Origin of the sequence: Salipiger bermudensis, assembly GCF_017309175.1 — a bacterium.
GTDB lineage: Bacteria > Pseudomonadota > Alphaproteobacteria > Rhodobacterales > Rhodobacteraceae > Salipiger > Salipiger bermudensis.
In genome coordinates this window covers 43,272-62,766 of sequence record NZ_JAEKJV010000005.1, presented here as the reverse complement: position 1 = coordinate 62,766, position 19,495 = coordinate 43,272, and the positions used below count along the sequence as shown (strand labels likewise).

16 protein-coding genes are annotated in these 19,495 nt (G+C 66.4%); 7 read left to right on the top strand and 9 right to left on the bottom strand.

The features are described 5' to 3' along the window. Nucleotides 1-43: 43 nt before the first annotated feature. Both JF542_RS08295 and JF542_RS08290 read right to left on the bottom strand, forming a co-directional pair. Entirely contained in the window at nt 44-601 is a 558-nt protein-coding gene (locus JF542_RS08295) for an RSP_2648 family PIN domain-containing protein (RefSeq protein WP_207075497.1), read from the bottom strand. Next, nucleotides 598-1,794, bottom strand: coding sequence for an RSP_2647 family RNA methyltransferase (locus tag JF542_RS08290; protein WP_207075496.1), 1,197 nt, complete (start codon nt 1,792-1,794; stop codon nt 598-600). The genes JF542_RS08295 and JF542_RS08290 overlap by 4 nt, the downstream gene beginning before the upstream one ends. 229 nt (nt 1,795-2,023) lie before the next feature. Between JF542_RS08290 and edd the strand changes: the two genes are divergently transcribed. Beyond that, entirely contained in the window at nt 2,024-3,829 is a 1,806-nt protein-coding gene (gene edd / locus JF542_RS08285) for a phosphogluconate dehydratase (RefSeq protein WP_207075495.1), read from the top strand. Between the two features lie 254 nt (nt 3,830-4,083). Here the strand turns inward: edd and JF542_RS08280 are convergent, their stop codons facing one another. The 3 genes from JF542_RS08280 to JF542_RS08270 form a co-directional block, all read right to left on the bottom strand. Further along, nucleotides 4,084-6,438 (bottom strand): TRAP transporter large permease subunit, encoded by a 2,355-nt coding sequence (locus JF542_RS08280; protein ID WP_007799339.1) that lies wholly within the window; start codon nt 6,436-6,438, stop codon nt 4,084-4,086. A gap of 14 nt (nt 6,439-6,452) precedes the next feature. Next, nucleotides 6,453-7,382 carry a TRAP transporter small permease subunit gene (locus JF542_RS08275; RefSeq protein ID WP_007799338.1) on the bottom strand — a complete coding sequence of 310 codons (930 nt, stop codon included), beginning with the start codon at nt 7,380-7,382 and terminating at the stop codon, nt 6,453-6,455. A 155-nt stretch (nt 7,383-7,537) separates the two neighbouring features. Continuing rightward, nucleotides 7,538-8,623: a TRAP transporter substrate-binding protein gene (locus JF542_RS08270; protein WP_007799336.1), complete on the bottom strand. Its 1,086-nt coding sequence runs from the start codon at nt 8,621-8,623 to the stop codon at nt 7,538-7,540. Between the two features lie 231 nt (nt 8,624-8,854). Between JF542_RS08270 and JF542_RS08265 the strand changes: the two genes are divergently transcribed. Together JF542_RS08265 and JF542_RS08260 are read left to right on the top strand one after the other, a co-directional pair. Further along, on the top strand, nt 8,855-10,276 hold the full coding sequence (locus JF542_RS08265) for a cache domain-containing protein (protein WP_007799334.1): 1,422 nt from the start codon (nt 8,855-8,857) through the stop codon (nt 10,274-10,276). Then, a complete protein-coding gene (locus JF542_RS08260; RefSeq protein WP_007799332.1) occupies nt 10,273-10,917 on the top strand; it encodes a response regulator transcription factor in 645 nt (214 codons plus the stop codon). Before JF542_RS08265 ends, JF542_RS08260 begins: the two co-directional genes overlap by 4 nt. Before the next feature lie 52 nt (nt 10,918-10,969). Here the strand turns inward: JF542_RS08260 and JF542_RS08255 are convergent, their stop codons facing one another. After that, on the bottom strand, nt 10,970-11,185 hold the full coding sequence (locus tag JF542_RS08255; protein WP_207075494.1) for a hypothetical protein: 216 nt from the start codon (nt 11,183-11,185) through the stop codon (nt 10,970-10,972). Between the two features lie 778 nt (nt 11,186-11,963). Between JF542_RS08255 and JF542_RS08250 the strand changes: the two genes are divergently transcribed. The 3 genes from JF542_RS08250 to ilvN are packed head-to-tail and all read left to right on the top strand — an operon-like array spanning nt 11,964 to nt 15,354. Next, the gene (locus JF542_RS08250) at nt 11,964-13,718 is read left to right on the top strand and encodes an acetolactate synthase 3 large subunit (protein ID WP_207075493.1); all 1,755 of its coding nucleotides are present in this window, start codon (nt 11,964-11,966) and stop codon (nt 13,716-13,718) included. A gap of 27 nt (nt 13,719-13,745) precedes the next feature. After that, complete coding sequence (locus tag JF542_RS08245) at nt 13,746-14,774, top strand: acyltransferase family protein (protein WP_207075492.1); 1,029 nt, start codon at nt 13,746-13,748, stop codon at nt 14,772-14,774. 16 nt (nt 14,775-14,790) lie between these two features. After that, nucleotides 14,791-15,354, top strand: a complete 564-nt coding sequence (ilvN, locus tag JF542_RS08240) for an acetolactate synthase small subunit (protein ID WP_007799323.1) — start codon at nt 14,791-14,793, stop codon at nt 15,352-15,354. A 161-nt stretch (nt 15,355-15,515) separates the two neighbouring features. Here the strand turns inward: ilvN and JF542_RS08235 are convergent, their stop codons facing one another. Further along, complete coding sequence (locus tag JF542_RS08235) at nt 15,516-15,887, bottom strand: hypothetical protein (protein WP_007799321.1); 372 nt, start codon at nt 15,885-15,887, stop codon at nt 15,516-15,518. 253 nt (nt 15,888-16,140) lie between these two features. Here JF542_RS08235 and JF542_RS08230 point away from each other — a divergent pair, with 253 nt between their 5' ends. Then, nucleotides 16,141-16,938: a helix-turn-helix domain-containing protein gene (locus tag JF542_RS08230; RefSeq protein WP_207075491.1), complete on the top strand. Its 798-nt coding sequence runs from the start codon at nt 16,141-16,143 to the stop codon at nt 16,936-16,938. Nucleotides 16,939-16,956: 18 nt separating this feature from the next. Here JF542_RS08230 and JF542_RS08225 read toward each other — a convergent pair whose 3' ends face one another. Further along, nucleotides 16,957-17,763 carry a DUF2189 domain-containing protein gene (locus JF542_RS08225; protein ID WP_007799318.1) on the bottom strand — a complete coding sequence of 269 codons (807 nt, stop codon included), beginning with the start codon at nt 17,761-17,763 and terminating at the stop codon, nt 16,957-16,959. A 139-nt stretch (nt 17,764-17,902) separates the two neighbouring features. Beyond that, nucleotides 17,903-19,336 carry a phospholipase D-like domain-containing protein gene (locus JF542_RS08220; protein ID WP_207075490.1) on the bottom strand — a complete coding sequence of 478 codons (1,434 nt, stop codon included), beginning with the start codon at nt 19,334-19,336 and terminating at the stop codon, nt 17,903-17,905. Nucleotides 19,337-19,495 lie beyond the last annotated feature (159 nt).

The following is a 19,495-nucleotide window of genomic DNA, read 5'->3' as shown; positions in this document are numbered from 1 at the left end:
CGATTACCAGCGCCATCCGGTCGCGGCAAGCACAGGGGCCGCGTTAGCCCGCCTCGGCCGCCTTTTCCATCGCCTTGGCAAGCCGCGGCAGGCGCGCCTTCTTGAGCAGCGCCCGCATCGTCCAGTCCTCGCCCGAAAGCCGGCGCGCCTCGGCAAGTACGCTCTCGCAGGCCTCGCGCACGAGCCCCGGCTGCGCTTCGAAGAGACCGCGCAGGAAGCCGTCGGCATCGACGCGGGAAACACCCTCCTCGGCCAGCACGCCGCGCGGGAAGTCCTTGGCATTCTCGGTGACGATGACATCGGCGCTGCCCGCCACCGCGGCGGCGAGCACATGGATGTCATTGGCATCGGGCAGCCACAGCCGCTGCTCGAGCGACGGCTTCCAGCGCACTTCGGCTTTCGGCCAGGCCGCGCGCACCTGCGCGATCTCGCCCCGCGCCTGCACCTCGCCCGTGGGGCCGAGCTTGCGCGAGGCCAGCGCCCATTCCTCGAGGATGCGCGCCGACCACAGCGGCTCGAACACGCCTTTCGCCGCGACGCCCAGCAGCACCTCGCGCATCACCGTGGGGTAGATGACGCAGGTGTCGAGCAGCACCTTCACAGGCGGAAGACCAGCGCCTTGAGATAGCCGCTCTCGGCCAGTTGCGGCATCAGGGGATGATCCGGCCCGGCAAAGCCGGTGTGGATCAGCTGAGCGCGCCGCCCGGCCCGGCCGATGCCGCGCAGGCAGGCGCCGGTGAAGCTCGACAGGTCCGCCGCGTGCGAGCAGGAGCAAAGCACGAGATAGCCGCCCTCCTCCACAAGCGGCGCCGAGAACCGCGCCACCTTCTCGTAAGCGCGCAGCCCGGCCTCGAGGGCCGGCTTGGCCGGCGCAAAGGCCGGCGGGTCGCAGATCACGAGGCCAAAACGTTCGCCCTCCTCGCCAAGCGCGGTGAGGGTGTTGAAGGCATCCCCCTGGCGGGTGGCGAAGCGCTCCGCCGCGCCCATGCGGCTTGCCCCTTCCTCGGCCAGCGCCAGCGCCGGCGCCGAGCCGTCGACCGACAGAGCCTCTGTGGCCCCGCCCGCGAGCGCCGCCAGCGCGAAGCCGCCCACGTGACTGAACACGTCGAGCACCCGCTGCCCCTGCGCCAGACGCGCGGCGAAGGCATGGTTCGGGCGCTGGTCGTAGAACAGGCCGGTCTTCTGCCCGCCGGTGAGATCGGCCATGTAGGTCGCGCCGTTCATCTCCACCGGCAGCGGCGCCTCGGGGGCGGCGCCCAGCAGCACCGCGTCGGCATCGTCGAGCCCCTCGAGCTGGCGCCCGCGCGAGCCGGCGTTCTTGAGAATGTTGACCACGCCGGTGACCTCGGCCAGCGCCTCGGTCAGCTCGGGCAGCAGCGCCTCGGCCCAGGCCGCGTTGGGCTGCACCACGCAGGTGTCGCCGAAGCGGTCGATGATGACCCCGGGCAGACCGTCGGCCTCGGCATGGACCAGCCGGTAGTAGGGCGTCGCGAAGAGACGCTCGCGCAGTTCCAGCGCGCGGGTCAGTTTCGCCACCAGCCAGTCGCGGCCGATCTCGATCTCGGTGTCGCGCTCAAGCATCCGCCCGGCGATCTTGGAGGCAGGCGTGACGCCGACCAGCCCCACCGGCTTGCGCTCGCCATCCTCGAGCACCGCGATGGTGCCGGGCGTGAGCCCCTTGGTGCGCCGGTCGAGCACAAGCTCGTTGGCATAGATCCACGGAAAGCCACGGCGGATGGCACGGGCATTGGCTTTGGGCGTCAGACGGACGACTGGCAGGGTATCAGAGCTCATGCCGCCCCTATAGCGCGCGCGGCCCGGCAAGGGGAAGCGCGGAAATCGGTGCTCTCCTGCCCGCGATCGGCGAACAGCGCGACAACTCTGGGCGTTTTCCCTGCGTGCGACCCCGTGTGCCCGTGCAACCGCATGAGCGCGCTTTACTGATAGCGCTAACCGCGTTACATGCTGACAGCAGCGATGTCTCGCCATCCGGGCGGGACGGCCAGTCAAAGGGAGAGCTTCCATGCCGCTCGACGCCACGATCGCGAAGGTTACCGAGGCCATCGAGGCCCGGTCCGAGACCCGCCGCGCCACCTATCTCGACCGCATGCGCCGCGCCGCCGACGAGGGCCCTCGACGGGCGCATCTGACCTGCGGCAACCAGGCCCATGCCTATGCTGCCATGGGCCAGGACCAGGGCGCGCTGGCCGAGGGCCGTGCCCCCAACCTCGGCATCGTGACGTCCTACAACGACATGCTGTCGGCACATCAGCCTTTCGAGCGTTTTCCCCAGATCATCCGCGATGCGGCCCGAGCCGGCGGCGGCACCGCACAGGTGGCCGGCGGCGTGCCGGCGATGTGTGACGGGGTCACGCAGGGCCAGGTCGGCATGGAGCTGTCGCTGTTCTCGCGCGATGTGATCGCGCTGGCGACCGGCGTGTCGCTGTCGCACAACACCTATGACGCGGCGATCTATCTCGGCGTCTGCGACAAGATCGTCCCGGGCCTCGTGATCGGCGCCGCCACCTTCGGCTACATCCCCGGCATCTTCCTGCCCGCCGGCCCGATGACCTCGGGCCTGCCGAATGACGAGAAATCCAAGGTGCGCCAGCAATACGCCACCGGCGAGGTCGGCCGCGACGCGCTGATGAAGGCCGAGATGGCCTCCTATCATGGCCCGGGCACCTGCACCTTCTACGGCACCGCGAACTCGAACCAGATGCTGATGGAGTTCATGGGGCTGCACCTGCCGGGCGCCTCCTTCATCAACCCCAACACGCCGCTGCGCGACGCGCTGACCGTGGCAGGCGCCGCCCGCGCGCTCGAGATCACCAAGCTCGGCAACGATTACCGCCCGGTCTGTGACATTCTCGACGCCAAGGCCTTCGTCAACGGCATGGTCGGCCTGATGGCCACCGGCGGCTCGACCAACCTGGTGCTGCACCTGCCGGCCATGGCGCGTGCGGCGGGTATCGAGCTCGAGCTCGAGGATTTCGAGGCGATCTCCTCGGTCACGCCGCTGATGGCCAAGGTCTATCCCAACGGGCTGGCCGACGTGAACCATTTCCACGCCGCGGGTGGGCTGCAATACCTGATCGGCGAGCTGCTCGATGCGGGGCTGCTGCACGAGGATGTCTGCACCGTCGCCGGCGACGGGCTGTCGCGCTACACCCAGGAGCCCAAGCTGAAGGACGGCGCGGTGGTCTACGAGGACGCCCCGCGCGAGACCCAGAACGACAAGATCCTGCGCCCGGCCTCGGACGCGTTCCAGAAGACCGGCGGGCTCAAGCAGCTCACCGGCAATCTCGGCCACGGCATGATGAAGACCTCCGCCGTCGATGCCTCCCGGCACGTGATCGAGGCCAAGGCGCGGATCTTCCACGACCAGGAGTCGGTGAAGACCGCGTTCAAGGCCGGCGAGTTCACCGAGGACACCATCGTGGTGGTGCGCTTCCAGGGTCCCTCGGCCAACGGCATGCCCGAACTGCACGGGCTCACGCCGACGCTGGCGGTGCTGCAGGATCGGGGACTCAAGGTGGCGCTTGTCACCGACGGCCGCATGTCCGGCGCCTCTGGCAAGGTGCCGTCCGCGATCCACATCTCGCCCGAGGCTGCCAAGGGCGGCCCGCTGGCGCGACTGCGCGACGGCGATCTCGTGCGGGTCGACGCGGTGGCGGGCGAGATCACCTGCCTGGCGCAGGATTTCGAGGCCCGCGAGCCGGTGATGGCCGATCTTGAAGGCAATGGCCACGGCGTCGGACGCGAGCTCTTCGAGGCCTTCCGCCAGAATGTCGGCTTCGCCTCGAACGGCGCCGCCGTGGTGGTCTGAACCGCTCCGCCCCGATCGGAAGGCGCACCCGGCCGCGCCGTCCGGCCTGCCTCCGGCGGGGATATTTAGAGCCAGAAGAAGACCTGCCGGCTCTTGACGACGCCCCTGCTTCTTCTGGCCGAAAATATCCCGGGGGGAGGCGCGGCACGCGACGGGGGGCAGCGCCCCCCCCTGCCGGCCCGGGACACGGGCGATCCAAACGAGAAGAGCGGACCCGAGGGCCCGCTCTTTTTCTTTTGCCGGAGCTGACTTGATCAGTTCGGGATCAGGTCCGGAACGATGGTCACGATGCCCGGCAGGAACCACAGCAGTGCCAGCCCCGCCACCTGGATCGCCACGAAGGGCAGCACGCCGCGGTAGATATGGCCGGTGGTCACGCTCGCCGGTGCCACGCCGCGCAGGTAGAACAGCGCGAAGCCGAAGGGCGGCGTGAGGAACGAGGTCTGCAGGTTCACCGCGATCATGATGGTCACCCATTTCGGATCGAACGAGCCGCCATAGATCACCGGCCCCACGATCGGCACCACGATGTAGATGATCTCGAGGAAATCCAGCACGAAGCCCAGCACGAAGAGCACCAGCATCACCACGAGGAACACCTTGTGCTCGTTGTCGAAGCTCTGAAGGAACTGCTGGATGTAATGCTCGCCCCCGAAGGAGATCACCACGAGGTTCAGCAGCTGCGAGGCCACGAGGATGGTGAACACCATCGATGTGACCTTCGCCGTCTCGCGCACCGCCGGCCCGAGCACGCCCGCCTTGAACAGCACCCAGCAGGCGAAGAACAGGCCGAACAGCGCGTAGAGATACGCCGCCTGCGCCACGATGAAGGCGATCCAGCTCTCAGCGCTGACCTCCTCGGCATTGACCCGCAGGTCGAAGTTGGTGCCGACGAGGATCATGATGATCACCGCGAAGGTCGACCACAGGATGATCTTCGGCGAACGGTCATCCTCGCGCAGCTTGCGATAGGCCGCGAGCATGATGGCACCGGCCGCGCCGAGCGCCGCGGCGGGCGTCGGGTTGGTGATGCCGCCGAGGATCGAGCCCAGCACCGCCACGATCAGCACCAGCGGCGGGAACACCACGCGGATCAGCTCGTTCTGCGACAGGCGCTGCGCCGCGTGCTTGCAGCCGTAGAGCGCCAGCAGCCACGGCACAGCCATCAGAACCACCGTCGCCCCCGACGAGGTCGTGGGCGTGATGAACAGCGCGTCCATCACCAGCCCCAGCGCCAGACCGGCGGCGCCGATCTGCAGCGGCAGCGGCTCGGAGCTGGGCGACACCGCCCGGCCCCAGGCCAGGGTGATGCCGAGCAGCACCGTCAGGATCGCGATGCCGGTGCCGATGGGCGCGGCACCCGCGATCTTGGCCGCGGTTGCGGCGGCCCGCTCCTCTTCCGAGAGGCGATGACCGGTGTCGACGCCGCCCGCGGCCTCGATCTCGGCCTGCTCGGCAACGGCCTGGTCCCAGGCGCTCTGGCCGTGCAGCTCGATCATCGCCGCCTGGCACTGCTCGCCCACGTTGGTCCGCAGGCTGGCGGCCTGGCCGGCTTCGGAGAAGCTCGACACCACGGTCGACTGGCTGCCCACCACGTTGATCTGGCTGAAGCCGATGGTCGCCACGATCAGCAGCAGCGGCACACCGAGATACCAGGTGAAGGCCTCGCCGCGGGTCACCGGCTCGCCCATGCCGCCCGAGCCATGCACCGGCGGCGCCTTGGACGGGTTCAGCATCGCGAAGCCGAAGGCATAGAGCGCGTAGAGACCGGCGAGCAGGATGCCGGGCAGCAGCGCCGCCTGGAACAGCGTCCCGACCGAGACCACGGCAGGCTCACCAAGATAGGTCAGCGCGTCGGTGCAGCCCATGGACTGCGCCCGGGCCTCCTGCGCGGTGGAGTAGAGATCGCCCGCCAGCGTGCCCAGAAGCACGATCACGATGGATGGCGGGATGATCTGGCCCAGCGTGCCCGACGCGGCGATGACGCCGGTGGCGAGCTCGGGCGAGTAGTTGTTGCGCAGCATGGTCGGCAGGGCCAGCAGGCCCATCGTGACCACGGTGGCGCCGACGATGCCGGTGGAGGCGGCAAGGAAGGCACCCACAACCACGATCGACACCGCAAGGCCGCCGGGCAGCGGGCCGAACACCCGCGCCATGGTCTTGAGCAGGTCGTCGGCGATCTTGGACCGCTCGAGCACGATGCCCATCATCACGAACATCAGCACCGCCAGCAGCGTCTCGATGCTGGCGCCTGCGATGACGCGCTCGTTGATGCGGTTGACGATGAACGACACGTTGCGGTCGAGCGCGACCTCCCAGCCCCGCTCGAAGACCGGCATCGCATAGCGTGGCAGGTCCGGGTAGCGGAAGATCGAGATCGAGTCCTCGCGCACGCCGGTCGCGACCAGTGCCCGGTAGGCATCGGAGCCGCTGTCGATGGCCTGGTGAACGAGCAGGCCGGCACTGTCGAGCGCCGCGATGATGAAGAACGAGATCACCCCCGCGCCGCCGATGGCAAAGGCCACCGGGAAGCCCGAGAGGATCGCGGAGAAGAGCGTGAGAAAGACGATGATCAGGCCGATCTCGACGCCATCGAGTCCGAATAGCATTTACGTGGTCCTTCTCAGAATTCGGCGTGGTCGTAGGCTTCTTCGCCTTGCTCGACCCGGTCGTGATCGTGGTACTTGCCCTCGCTCTCCGGGCCTTCCTTCCACTCGAGGTAGGAGCGCCAGAAGAACGTCGCGGCCTGCAGGAAGATGAAGGCGCACATGGCGACGATGAGGATCTTGAAGAGGAAATAGGCCGAGAAGCCGTTCGGGCTGAAGGCGATGGTCTCGACGTTCCAGCGCAGCGCCCGGGCCTTCATCACGAGACGCTCAAGGGTCTCGGAGGCCGAGGGGTTGGGAACGATCAGGTGGCGCCACAGGAAGAACCACGAGTAGAGCCACATCAGCGTCGCCATCGGCATCATGAAGAACAGGCTTCCGAACATGTCGATGACCTTCTTGGTGCGGTACTTCACCGGCGCGTAGATCAGGTCGACGCGCACGTGCCCGCCCTGGATGAAGGTATAGGCCAGGCACAGCGTCACCACGATGGCGTTGTAGAGCTTGAGCTCTTCCGACCACCAGCTGACATCGAAGGTCACCGGCAGGCCGAAGCCGAACGAGATGTCGGGCCGCGCGAAGATGCGCTGCACGAAGATGATCACCACCTGCTGCAGCACCATGATCAGGCCCGCCCATGCGGCGATGCGGCCCACGGAGTTGCCGAAGGCCTCGCAGCCGCGCACCAGCGCCCACATGAAGTTGTGGCGCCACATGCCGATGCCGGTGAGCACCAAGAAAGTGGTGAGAACGATGAAGAAGAACTCGGTCGATCCGCCGTAGTAGACGAACCGCATGATCGCTTCCTTGTCCGACCAGTCCAGCCAGCTCGACGGATGCGTCAGCGCGTAGCCAAGATTGTAGAAGGACATGGCTATATTGCCGAAAAACCAGGCCAAGCCGCTCAGAATTGCACTGAACGCTCCGCCTGTGGCCGCCTCTTCCATGACCTGTGCCCCTGTCTTTTGCGGTGTCTTTTGCGGTGTGTCCGGTCCTGCGGGCCGCGTCTCCGTCCCGGGGAGCGCTGCGGCGCAGGTGCTTTGTTAAAAAGCGATGACGCCCCCGCGCGAGGCGGGAGCGTCGATCATGCTCTAGAGTCGTCTCAGAGACCCATGACGCGGTTACGCTGGGCCGAGAACGCGCCCTCGGAGCGGCTGCCCCAGTTGGCCGAGCTCTGCAGCGACGCCATGTAGCTGTCGTAGGTCTGCTTGTAGAGTTCGTCGCCCATCGGCTCTTCCATGACCTCCTTGGCGGCGGCGCCGAAGGCATCCCAGACGCTGTCCGGGAATTCCATCAGGGTGACGCCACCGGACTGCAGCCGCTGCAGCGCGGCCGAGTTGTTGGCCATGAACAGCGACATGCTCCAGAGGTTGGACGCGCGCGAGACCTGCTCGACGATCTTCTGCTGACCCGGGGTCAGGCTCTCGAAGACCTCGAGGTTCATCGTCAGGTTCAGGTTCGGGCCCGGCTCGTGGAAGCCAGCGGTGTAGTAGATCTTGGTGATCTCCTGGAAGCCGGCCTTCTCGTCGGCCCAGGGACCGATCCACTCGGTGCCGTCGATCGCGCCGGAGGACAGCGCCTGGTATACTTCCGCGCCGGGCAGGTTCTGCACCGAGGCGCCGAGCTTGCCAAGCACCTGGCCACCCTGCCCCGGCATGCGGAACTTGAGGCCCTGGAAGTCTTCCGGCGAGCCGATCTCCTTGGAGAACCAGCCACCCGACTGCGGGCCGGTGTTGCCGGCGGGGAACGCCTTGAGGCCGAAGATCGAGTAGAGCTCGTCGCAGAGCTCGCGGCCGCCATCGTGGTAGAACCAGTTGGCGTATTCCATGAAGTTCATGCCGAACGGCACCTGGCTGAAAAAGCTCAGAGCCGGGTGCTGGCCGAGGAAGTAGTAGTCGACGCCGTGGTACATGTCGGCCTGACCGGCGGAGACCGCGTCGAACACCTCGAAGGCGCCCACGAGCTCACCGGCGGCCTTCAGCTCGACGGTCAGCTCGCCATCGGTGGCGGCAGTGATCTGGTCTGCGCAGTACTGTGCGCTGTCGTGAACGCCGGCGAGGCCACGGCCCCAGGTGGTCACGAGGGTGAGGGTGCGCTTGCCCTGCGCATAGGCCGGGGCGGCAAGTGCAGACGCGGCAGCGGCAGCGCCACCGGCAGTGGTGGCCCTCAGAAAGGAACGACGATCCATGAATATCCTCCCATGGTATTGTTGCGCACACCGCTCCTCCGGCACGCGCGGATCGTTTAAGTCCGGTCACACTAGTTCGTGAAATCCCGCGCGAAAATACCCATTGCTACGGAGACCGGCAGCAATCTTGCGCGAAAGCTCTGCAAAACGGCAGGTTTGAAACCTGCTGCCGTTGGGGAAGCCTGCGGTTTCGTGGTTTGATCAGACCCGAATCACCGACTATCGAAAGCCATGCCCTCGATTCTCGACCGCCTGCGCCCAAGCTACGGGCAGAAACTGTTCCTGCTCGCCTCTGTGCCGCTGATCCTCGCCGCCGCGGCGATCGCGGCGGTCGTGGCGTGGCAGTCGCGCGCCGTGGCCGAGCGCGAGATCCGGGCGCTCGAGACCACGCTCATCGAGACCAAGAAGCAGGAGCTGCGCAACTACGTCACCCAGGCGCGAAACGGCTTCTACTTCATCTACGGCGTCGCGGCCCCCGATGACGAGCAGGCCAAGACCCGCGTGGCCCAGATCCTCGCGGCGATGATCTACGGCGAGGACGGCTCGTTCTTCGTCTACGATTACGACGGCACCAACCTGGTCTCGCCGCGCCGCACCTCGATGATCGGCAAGGACTGGTCGGGCCTGACCGACAGCGAGGGGACCCCGATCACGGACCGGCTGATCGAGATCGCCCGGCAGGGCTCGGGCTATCACACCTATCTCTGGCCCAAGCCCTCGACCGGCGAGGAGGCGCGGATGATCACCTTCGTGCTGGGCTTCCAGGACTGGCAATGGGCGGTGGGCACGGGCGTCTGGATCGACGACATCGTCGAGGAGGTGGCGCTTGCGCGCGCCGGGGTCGAGGCGCGGGTGCAACGCACCTTCCTCTATATCGGGGCGATCACGCTCATCGCCCTGCTCACCGTGTTCCTGTCCGGGCTGATGATGAACCTGCGCGAGCGGCGGCTGGCGGATGCCAAGCTCAAGGAGCTGACCCAGCGTGTCTTCGACGCGCAGGAAGAAGAGCGCGGCCGGGTGGCGCGCGAACTGCATGACGGCATCAGCCAGATCCTCGTAGGGGTGAAATACGCGCTCGACATCGCGCGGCGCCGGCTCGCCACCGGAGACGCCCGCGCCGAGCAGGCGCTGGAGCGCGGGCAGGAGAACCTCTCGGGCGCCATCCAGGAGGTGCGCCGGATCAGCCGCGACCTGCGGCCGGGAATGCTCGACGATCTCGGGCTTGGCCCGGCGCTCAAGGCGCTGACCGAGGATTTCCACGCCCGCACCGGCATCGACACCCGCTTCGAGACCGTGGTGTTCCGCAACCGCATCGACCAGGAGGGCCGCATTGCGCTCTACCGCATTGCGCAGGAGGCGCTGACCAATATCGAGCGCCATTCCGGCGCCACCCGGGTCGAGATGGACCTGCGCGGCCATCGCCGTGGCGCCACGTTGCGGGTTTCCGACAACGGCTGCGGTATTGCCCCCGAGGAAGGCACCGGACGCCCGGGAATCGGGCTGCGCAACATGCAGGAGCGCATGGATCAGCTCGGCGGCAGCCTGCGCGTCTTGTCCTCGCGCTCGGGCACGGTTATCGAAGCCCAAATCCCCCTGTCCCACCTGCTGCCCCCCGAAGAGGGGGCCGCCAATCCGCCGAGGGCACGTGCATGACCCGTCCCACCCGTGTTGTCATCGTCGACGATCACCCGCTCGTGGCCGAAGGCATCGAGGCCATCCTCGAGAGCTACGACGACATTGAGGTCGCGGCCACGCTGTCAGGCGGACAAGAGGTGATCGACCGGCTCGAGGCGCTGGCCCCCGACGTGATCCTGATGGATCTCAACATGCCTGGTCTGAACGGTCTCTCGGCCACCGAGATGATCCTCGAGCAGCGCCCAGAGACCCGCATCCTCGTGCTGTCGATGCATGACACGCCGGAGTACATCTCGAACGCGCTCGGCCATGGGGCGATGGGCTACGTCCTCAAGGACGTGCCCACCGACGAGATCAAGCGCGCCATCGATGCGGTGATGTCCGGTGAGCGCTATCTCTGCACCGGCGCCGAGGGCGCGTTGCGCCCGGTGATGTCGGGCGGGCGCGAGCAGCTCACCAACCGCGAGCAGACGGTGCTGCTGCAGCTGGCGCAGGGCAAGTCGAACAAGGAGGTGGCGCTGGCGCTGGATATTTCTGTGCGCACCGTCGAGACGCACCGCAAGAACATCAAGCGCAAGCTGGGGATCAGCTCCACCGCCGGGCTCACGCGCTACGCGCTCGAGCATGGCGTGCTGCAGGGCACCGGGGTGAATGTCTGAGAAATAGGTGACGACCGGCCACGCGAGGACCGGTCCGGCGCTTGATCCTGCGTCAGATCAGTGGGCCGGCCTCGGAGTCTGCCGTTTCCGATGCGGCAATGGCCGGGATCACGTGCGGCTGAGCCTGCGCGTCACGCGCCACCTCGCCCTCGTCGATCTGCAGGCTGCCCATGAGATGCACGAGCGCCAGCAGCGCCATCAGAATGCCGGCACGGAACATCGTGAAATCACGACCCGAGTTCAGGCGGTTCGCACAGTAAAAAGCCATGTCACTCTCCCTTCGGCATTATTGAACTGTTTGGTTCAGTGTGCCGGGATATCATGTTTCACGCAACTCACGAAGCCGCGCGGATCCGTGACCGCGTCAGGGGGTCGCGCTTGCGGCAGAGGGACTGGTGCCGATCTCCGGAATGCTGCCTTGCGGTTGCTGCCCTCTCGCTGATGGGGACGCCTGACGCGACATCGCCGTCCCGCGCGGACGATCTGCCGCCCGATCCTCTTGTCCAGACCAGCCAAGTCCGAACGACCCCGAACCTCTGCGCCAGATCCGGCCCGATCGCCAGCCCCTCGGGTCGGGCAGACGATGACGCCGCGGCCTGCGGCCGTGTTCCGCGCAGGCGACGTGCTGAGCTTCCGAGCAGAGAGAATCCCTCTCGCTCGGCGCATGGTCGCAGCCATTCCCCGGAACGGATCAGCCCCCGCTCTCGGCCCCGCGAAAAGGGTGAGCCCTCCTGCCCCATTTCGCATTGGGTCGAATTTCTTTCTGAAAATGTCCCAATTCACCTCCTCAAAGCAACTTCCGGAAAAATAATCTCACGCAACCCGTGCTTTTTGCCGGTTTGCGAGGTTGACGCCCCCTCCCCATCCTCCTAAGGTCCCGCGGCGCAATGAAGGAGTCCACGCCGTGGATCGTCTGGTACTTATTGTAGGAAAATGGCGCATGGGCCGGTAACTCGGAACCATAATGGTCCCCCATGCGCCCCCGAAATCCTCGGGGGCTTTTTTATGCGCAAGACAATGAATGACGTCGTAAACGGAGACACGCGATGACACGTCAGATGACCGGAGCGAAAATGGTGGTTCAGGCCCTCAAGGATCAGGGTGTGGACACGGTATTCGGCTATCCCGGCGGCGCCGTTCTACCGATTTATGACGAGATCTTTCAGCAGAACGACATCCAGCACATCCTTGTCCGCCACGAGCAGGCCGCGGTGCACGCCGCCGAAGGCTATGCCCGCTCGACCGGCAAGGTGGGTGTTGCGCTTGTCACCTCGGGCCCCGGCGCGACCAACGCGGTCACCGGCCTCACCGACGCGCTGATGGACTCGATCCCGATCGTGGTGCTCTCGGGCCAGGTGCCGACCTTCATGATCGGCTCCGATGCCTTCCAGGAGGCCGACACCGTCGGCATCACCCGCCCCTGCACCAAGCACAACTGGCTGGTGAAGGACACCAAGGACCTGTCCTCGGTGATCCATCAGGCGTTCCACGTCTCGGCCTCGGGCCGCCCGGGCCCGGTGCTGATCGACATCCCCAAGGACGTGCAGTTCGCCAGCAGCGAGTACACGCCGAAGCCCAAGGCGCCGGTCGGCCACTACCAGCCGCAGGTCAAGGGCGACATGGAGACCATCACCGCGCTGGTCGAGGCCATCGAGACGGCGGAACGCCCGGTGTTCTACACCGGCGGCGGCGTGATCAATTCCGGTCCGGCGGCGAGCCAGCTCCTGCGCGAGCTGGTCGAGGCCACCGGCATTCCGATCACCTCGACCCTGATGGGCCTGGGCTCCTACCCGGCCTCGGGCAAGAACTGGCTCGGTATGCTGGGGATGCACGGCCTCTACGAGGCCAACCTCGCGATGCATGGCTGTGACCTGATGATCAACATCGGCGCCCGCTTCGACGACCGCATCACCGGCCGGCTCGACGCGTTCTCGCCGAAGTCGAAGAAGGCGCATATCGACATCGACCCGTCCTCGATCAACAAGGTCATCAAGACCGACCTGCCGATCGTCGGCGATGTGGGCCACGTGCTCGAGGACATGCTCAAGGTGTGGAAGGCCCGCGGCCGCAAGGTCAACCGCGAGGCGCTGGCCAAGTGGTGGCGCCAGATCGAGGAGTGGAAGCAGGTCAAGTGCCTGACCTACAAGACCTCCGAGACCACGATCAAACCGCAATACGCGCTCGAGCGTCTCGAGGCGCTGACCAAGGGCCGGGATCGCTACATCACCACCGAGGTCGGCCAGCACCAGATGTGGGCCGCGCAGTACCTCGGCTTCGAGGATCCCAACCGCTGGATGACCTCCGGTGGCCTCGGCACCATGGGCTACGGCTTCCCGTCCTCGGTGGGCGTGCAGGTCGCGCACCCGGAGGCGCTGGTGATCAACGTCGCGGGCGAGGCCTCGTGGCTGATGAACATGCAGGAGATGGGCACCGCGGTGCAGTACCGTCTGCCGGTCAAGCAGTTCATCCTCAACAACGAGCGCCTGGGCATGGTGCGCCAGTGGCAACAGCTGCTGCATGGCGAGCGCTATTCCTCGAGCTGGTCCGAGGCCCTGCCCGATTTCGTCAAGCTCGCCGAGGCATTCGGTGCCAAGGGCATCATCTGCAAGGATCCTGCCGATCTCGACGACGCGATCATGGAGATGCTGAACCACGACGGCCCGGTGATCTTCGACTGCCTCGTCGAGAAGCACGAGAACTGCTTCCCGATGATCCCGTCGGGCGAGCCGCACAACAAGATGCTGCTGGGCGACGCTCAGGCCACCAACGCCATCGCCGGCAAGGGCGCCGTGCTGGTCTGAGGACCGCACGGCCGGAGGGAGGCCAAGGTGAGCCCGGTCGCGACCGCCGCGCGCAGCGATGCGCCCATCCCCCCCACCGCAGCGCGGGTGGCCTGGCTCGACCAGGCCAAGGGCGTGGGCATCGTGCTCGTGGTGGTCGGCCATTGCTGGCTGGGGCTCGCGGGATCGGGCATCCTGTCCGATCCCGGCACCATCGCGACCGTCGAGCAACTGATCTACACCTTCCACATGCCGCTGTTCTTCCTGCTCTCGGGCTACACGTTCGAGGGCTGGGCGCGACGACGGAGGCTGGGAGAGGCGCTCAAGAGCCGGGTGCTGCGGCTGCTCTGGCCGCTGGTTCTGTGGACCTATGTCTTTGCCGGCTTCAAGATCGCTGCCGGAGCCGCCGCCAATTCGCCGGTCGGTCTCGAGGCTCTGATGGTGCTGCCGCTGCCGCCGCAGAACCACCTGTGGTTCCTCTGGGCGCTGTTCATCCTGCACGCGCTCGCCCTGCCGGTCTGCGCCCTGCCCCGGACGCCGCTGCCCACCGCGACGTGGTTCGGCCTGTTGCTCGCGGTGTTGGCGCTGGTGCTGTTCTCGGGCATCGATTTCGGCGTGCTGTTCAGCCCCGCCGCGATCCACGCCGCGGTGTTCGTGCTGGGGATCTGGCTGGCGCGCCTGCCGCTGCCGCGGATCGGCCTTGCCGCCGGCCTCGCCGCGGTCGCGCTCTTCGCCGCGATCGAGATGGCCGGCCTGACGGTGCCGGACCTGCCCGAGCGGCTTGGCCCCTACCTAGCGGCCTCCATTGCCCTGAGCCTGTGCCTGTGCGCGGCACTGGCGGGGCTGGTTCCGGCGCAGAGCGCGCCGGGACGGCTGCTCGCGTGGCTCGGCGTCCTTTCGATGCCGATCTTCCTCGCGCACACGATCTTTTCCGCCGCCACCCGTGTGGCGCTGCAGCGCGTCAGCGATGACGCCACGCTGCACCTTGTCTCCGGCACCGCCATCGGCTTGGCGGGACCGATCCTGTTGAACGCGCTGCTGCGCAAATTCGCCGACCCGCGCCTTGCCGGGTTCTGACCAGAAAGGAACGACCATGTCCGCGCTACAGATCAAGAAAGGCTCGTCCAAGCATTCGGCCTACAACCTGCGCCCGACCTTCTCGGACGTGCAGGAGGCGCACACCATCACCGTGCTGGTCGAGAACGAGCCGGGCGTGCTGGCCCGCGTCATCGGCCTGTTCTCGGGCCGGGGCTACAACATCGACAGCCTGACCGTGGCCGAGGTCGATCACGAAGGTCACCTGTCGCGCATCACCATCGTCACCACCGGCACGCCGCAGGTGATCGAGCAGATCAAGGCCCAGCTCGGGCGCATCGTCTCGGTGCGCGACGTGCACGACCTGACCGCCGAGGGCAGCTCGGTCGAGCGCGAGCTGGCGCTGATGAAGGTCAATGGCAGCGGCGACAAGCGGGTCGAGGCGCTGCGCCTGGCCGATATCTTCCGCGCGCAGGTGGTCGACTCGACGCTGGAGAGCTTCATCTTCCAGCTCACCGGCGCGCCCGACAAGATTGACGCCTTCGCCGACCTGATGCGCCCGCTGGGCCTTGTGCAGGTGGCGCGTACCGGTGTCGCGGCGCTGTCGCGCGGCACTGACTGACCGCACTTTTCCGCCCGCCAGTCACGGCCCGGGACGCTGCTTGCACGCGCGTCCCGGGCCTTTTCTTTGCGGCCACGCCCGACGCGCACAAGTAGAAACGCCCGGCCTTTCGGGGGCCGGGCGCTTCAGCGTGAGTGTGGGTGTGAGTGGAAGCCGGGAAATCAGCTTGCGTGGATCGCGCGGAGCGGTCCGGTCGGATAAGCGGGAGTGCGACCCCGGAAAGGGATCACGTTCCCGGTCTCATTTGGCACCGTCGGGCCGGTGTTTCGGGATGCATCGGCGTGACGCAGTGCCTGAGCGAGACCGGGATAGTGATTCTGCGCCAGCCGTCGGGGATTTTGAGCCAGGCGCAGGTTCTCTTCCTGCTTGAGATCGAATTCGATGAGATCGCCTTCGTCGAGCGACACTCCGTCATGCACGCTCGCCTCGGCGTCGTGATAGAGGGCGAGATCTCCGTGATCCTCGCACCAAATGACAGCTTTCTGATCTTTGTGGTCCGCCCAGAGGACAACCCCGTACATCGTCTGCGACATTTTCACGTTCCCAACAATTCGATGTGAAACAAGGTGGAGCATTTCCCTGTCACATCACATTCCGCGAAACGTGTCTCCGGGTTGCAATTTGTGGCAAATTCGATAAAGGTTGATGCGAAGCAGCGTCACCTTAGACGCTACTTGGCGTCAATCGGGAATTTTGTGTGTGTTTTCGCCCATTTGACGACAAGGTTTAGCCACAATCTCCTGGCCCTTGGCGGCGATCCGGATACAACTCGAGACAGATAGACACATGAACCAGCGGAGTCCGGCCGAATTACGAAGCGTCTTTGGCGCGAATCTGCGTCAGCTTGGACAAACTGCGGCGTCCGTCTCGCAACTATGCCGCGACCTGGGCATCAACCGCACTCAATTTAACCGGTATCTTGCCGGGGAGAGTTTCCCGCGTCCAGATGTTCTTCACCGGATCTGCAAATTCTTCGGCGTTGATGCCCGAATTCTGCTCGAACCGGTCGATGAACTCGGCGGAGACCCGAAAGGGCTGCTGCATCACCCCTATATCTCGGACTTCGTGGGCGGCGGCGTCGTCATTCCGATCGACGAGGCCGACTTTCCGTCGGGGTTCTACCGTTTTTCCCGCGCCTCTTTTACAGATCCCGACAGTTTCATCGTGGGACTGGTACAGATCTCGCGGCGTGACAACTTCGCCTTCCTGCGCGGTTTCGAGCCGAAAGCGGCGATGGAAATGCATGGCATGTCAACCGATGCGCCGACCCGCGAATTCCGCGGATTGGTCATGCCTCAGGCCGAAGGGCTGGCAATTCTCGTGAGCCGGCGGGACTCGGTGACGAGCTCGTTCAACTACCTCGCGCGGATTCCGGCGCTCGCCAAGATCTACTGGGTCGGCTACACGCTGCGCACCACGCCCGAGAGCCCGACCACGCGCCGCGCCGCGCGGCTGGTCTATGAGTATCTCGGCCATGACATGCACCAGGTGCTCGCGACGGCCCGCACCGCAGGCTACGTCACCGAGGACAAGCTTCCCACCTTCCACCGCAAGCAGCTGCGGATCGGCGACCCCTTCGTCTGAGGCCGACGCGGGTCCGCGTCAGGCCGCCACGGCGCCGCCGGTCGTCTCCGGGGCTGCGCCCGACTTGATCAGGTCGTAGAGGTGCCAGGTGGCATGGCCGAGCAGCGGCAGCACGAGGAAGAGGCCAAGAAACGCCGGCAGCATCGCGAGGAAGGTCGCCACGGCGATGAACGCCGCCCATGCGAACATCACCACAGGGTGGGCCTGGACGTACTGGAACGAGGTGATCATCGCGGTGACGAAATCCACCTCGCGGTCGAGCAGCAGCGGCAGCGCCAACACGGTGATCATGTAGAGCAGTGCCGCAAAGCCCGCCCCGACCACAGACCCCACACCCAGCATCGTCAGCCCTTCCATGCTCAGATAGACGTCGAAGCTCGATGAGACGTTGGTCATCACCGAAAGCCCGAGGAACAGCGCAAAGATCATGTGCGCGAGAAAGAACCAGAACAGGAAGACGATCACGATCACCGCGCAGATCGACGGCAGCTGACGCTTCGACTGGCGCAGGATGACGCTGAAGATCTGCATCCAGTCCATCGGCAGGCCGCGCTCGAGCCGGCGGCTCACGTCGTAGAACCCGACGGCCGCGAAGGGCCCCAGCAGCGGGAAGCCGATCGCCGCCAGCACCAGCCAGTAGCTCTGCCCGGTGGCCCAGGTGATCCAGCTCATCGCCAGGCCGGCCAGCACGTAGAAGCCTGCGAAGACCAGCGCAAAGCCCGGCGCACGCATCATGTCGAGGCCCCCGCGCCGCAGCGCTTCCTTCAGCGTGGCGAAGCTGACCTCTCCCAGCGGCGGCACCCCATGCTGCGGCGTCTCAGGCATCGCGAACCTCCCTCTGGCACGACCTCTCCTCCGAAGCCGAGTGTAACCCGGAACCCGTGGCCCCGCGCAAGATCTTTGCGCGCGGAAGACGTGCCGCCGGGGCGCGAGGACAGGCCCGCAGTTTCGGTGCCAGAAACGGTCAGAGCTGCCCGCCGATCGGCAAGAGCGCGTAAAGCCGGCTCATGAACGCCCGCCAGTGCGAGTCGATGGGCTCGCCGCGGTGCAGCACCAGCGTCCTGGCATCGCGCCGCTCTTCCCAGAGCAGGTCACCCTCGTCGTTCAGCGTGACACGATAGGCGTTTTCCACGAGTGTCTTGCGGAACAGCTCTGTCGCTTCGGTTGCCAGCGCGGGACTGTCGATCAGAATGCCCATCTCGGTGTTGATCCAGACCGAGCGCGGATCCCAGTTGAACGAGCCCACGAACAGATGGCGCCGGTCGATGGCGAAGGCCTTGGTATGCAGAGAGGACTGGGACGCCCCCAGTCCGAGCCGATCCCGGTCGGGCCGCGCGCTGTCGGCGCGAAGCTCCCAGAGCGCCACGTCGCGGCGAAGCAGCGCATTGCGCCAGAGCGCATAATGTCCATAGACCGAGAGCACGTCGGTCGAGTCCATCGAGTTGGTCAGCACCGTCACCTCGACCCCGCGATCCGCAAGGCCGCCAAGCAGGTCGACTCCCTGCCGGAGCGGCACGAAATAGGCCGAGGACACGAAGAGTTCCTCCTGCGCACCGGTGATGTAGGGCAGGATCTGCCCGGTAACCCTGTCGCTGCTGCGCGCCCGTCGGCTCGACTTCTCCACCGGATCCGCGATCACCCGCGCCGGAACCCAGTCGAGCCGGGTCTCCGCCCCGGGAAGGAACGCCTTCCGCCCTGCTTCAAGCGCTTCGCCGTAGGGCGTATGCAGCGCCGCCTGCATGCGGCGCCCGAGCCGCTCGCGCGCCGCCGCGAGCGACAGCCCGTCGTCCGAGACCGCCGCCACCGGCACCGCCTTGTCGCTGTTCCAGTAGGCATCGAACTGCCGCGAGACCTCGGCGGCCACCGGCCCCGCCGCCAGCAGGTCGAGATCATTGTAGTTGCTCTCGTCCTTGGCGGCGAAGTACTCATCCCCGATATTGCGCCCGCCGACCAGCGTGACGACATTGTCGAAGGTCATCGACTTGTTGTGCATGCGCCGGTTCACCCGCAGGAACTCGAGCGCGGTCACCACCGGCCGCGCAAGCCCGCGCGGGAACGGGTTGAACAGGCGGATCTGCACGTTCGGATGCCGAGCCAGCGCGGTCAGGATGTCGTCATAGGCCGCCGCATCCATGTCATCGAGCAGCAGCCGCACGCGCACGCCGCGATCCGCCGCGCGCATCAGCTGGCCGACGAAGAGATGACCGGAGGGATCATCATGCAGGAGGTAATACTGCGCGTCGATGCTGCGCTCGGCACGCCCTGTCAGTCCCAGCCGCAGCGACAGCGCAGTGGGACCGTCGCTCACCAGCGCCACGCCGGAGCGTCCATCGCCCGGATCGCCAAGCGCCCGCACCTGCCGCGCGAGCCGGGTGTCCGCGCTCTGGGCGAATGCCACGCTGTGCTGCCTTGGATAGTCCGCGCGCCATGGCGCTGCGCAGCCGGAAAGCAGCGCCAGAGCCACAAGGCCTGCCATCAGCCACAGACCGCGGCGCCCTGCCCCGGCCGCCCCCGCGGTCGCTGTCATGATCGTGTTGCCCATCGCCCTGCCCTGGCC

Excerpts from the sequence above, each read along its gene's own strand:
- JF542_RS08265 (WP_007799334.1), top strand. The coding sequence starts at position 8,855 with ATGCCCTCGATTCTCGACCGCCTGCGCCCAAGCTACGGGCAGAAACTG.
- JF542_RS08280 (WP_007799339.1), bottom strand. The coding sequence starts at position 6,438 with ATGCTATTCGGACTCGATGGCGTCGAGATCGGCCTGATCATCGTCTTT.
- JF542_RS08255 (WP_207075494.1), bottom strand. The coding sequence starts at position 11,185 with ATGGCTTTTTACTGTGCGAACCGCCTGAACTCGGGTCGTGATTTCACG.
- JF542_RS08250 (WP_207075493.1), top strand. The coding sequence starts at position 11,964 with ATGACACGTCAGATGACCGGAGCGAAAATGGTGGTTCAGGCCCTCAAG.
- edd (WP_207075495.1), top strand. The coding sequence starts at position 2,024 with ATGCCGCTCGACGCCACGATCGCGAAGGTTACCGAGGCCATCGAGGCC.
- JF542_RS08235 (WP_007799321.1), bottom strand. The coding sequence starts at position 15,887 with ATGTCGCAGACGATGTACGGGGTTGTCCTCTGGGCGGACCACAAAGAT.
- JF542_RS08225 (WP_007799318.1), bottom strand. The coding sequence starts at position 17,763 with ATGCCTGAGACGCCGCAGCATGGGGTGCCGCCGCTGGGAGAGGTCAGC.
- JF542_RS08270 (WP_007799336.1), bottom strand. The coding sequence starts at position 8,623 with ATGGATCGTCGTTCCTTTCTGAGGGCCACCACTGCCGGTGGCGCTGCC.
- ilvN (WP_007799323.1), top strand. The coding sequence starts at position 14,791 with ATGTCCGCGCTACAGATCAAGAAAGGCTCGTCCAAGCATTCGGCCTAC.
- JF542_RS08290 (WP_207075496.1), bottom strand. The coding sequence starts at position 1,794 with ATGAGCTCTGATACCCTGCCAGTCGTCCGTCTGACGCCCAAAGCCAAT.
- JF542_RS08230 (WP_207075491.1), top strand. The coding sequence starts at position 16,141 with ATGAACCAGCGGAGTCCGGCCGAATTACGAAGCGTCTTTGGCGCGAAT.
- JF542_RS08275 (WP_007799338.1), bottom strand. The coding sequence starts at position 7,382 with ATGGAAGAGGCGGCCACAGGCGGAGCGTTCAGTGCAATTCTGAGCGGC.
- JF542_RS08260 (WP_007799332.1), top strand. The coding sequence starts at position 10,273 with ATGACCCGTCCCACCCGTGTTGTCATCGTCGACGATCACCCGCTCGTG.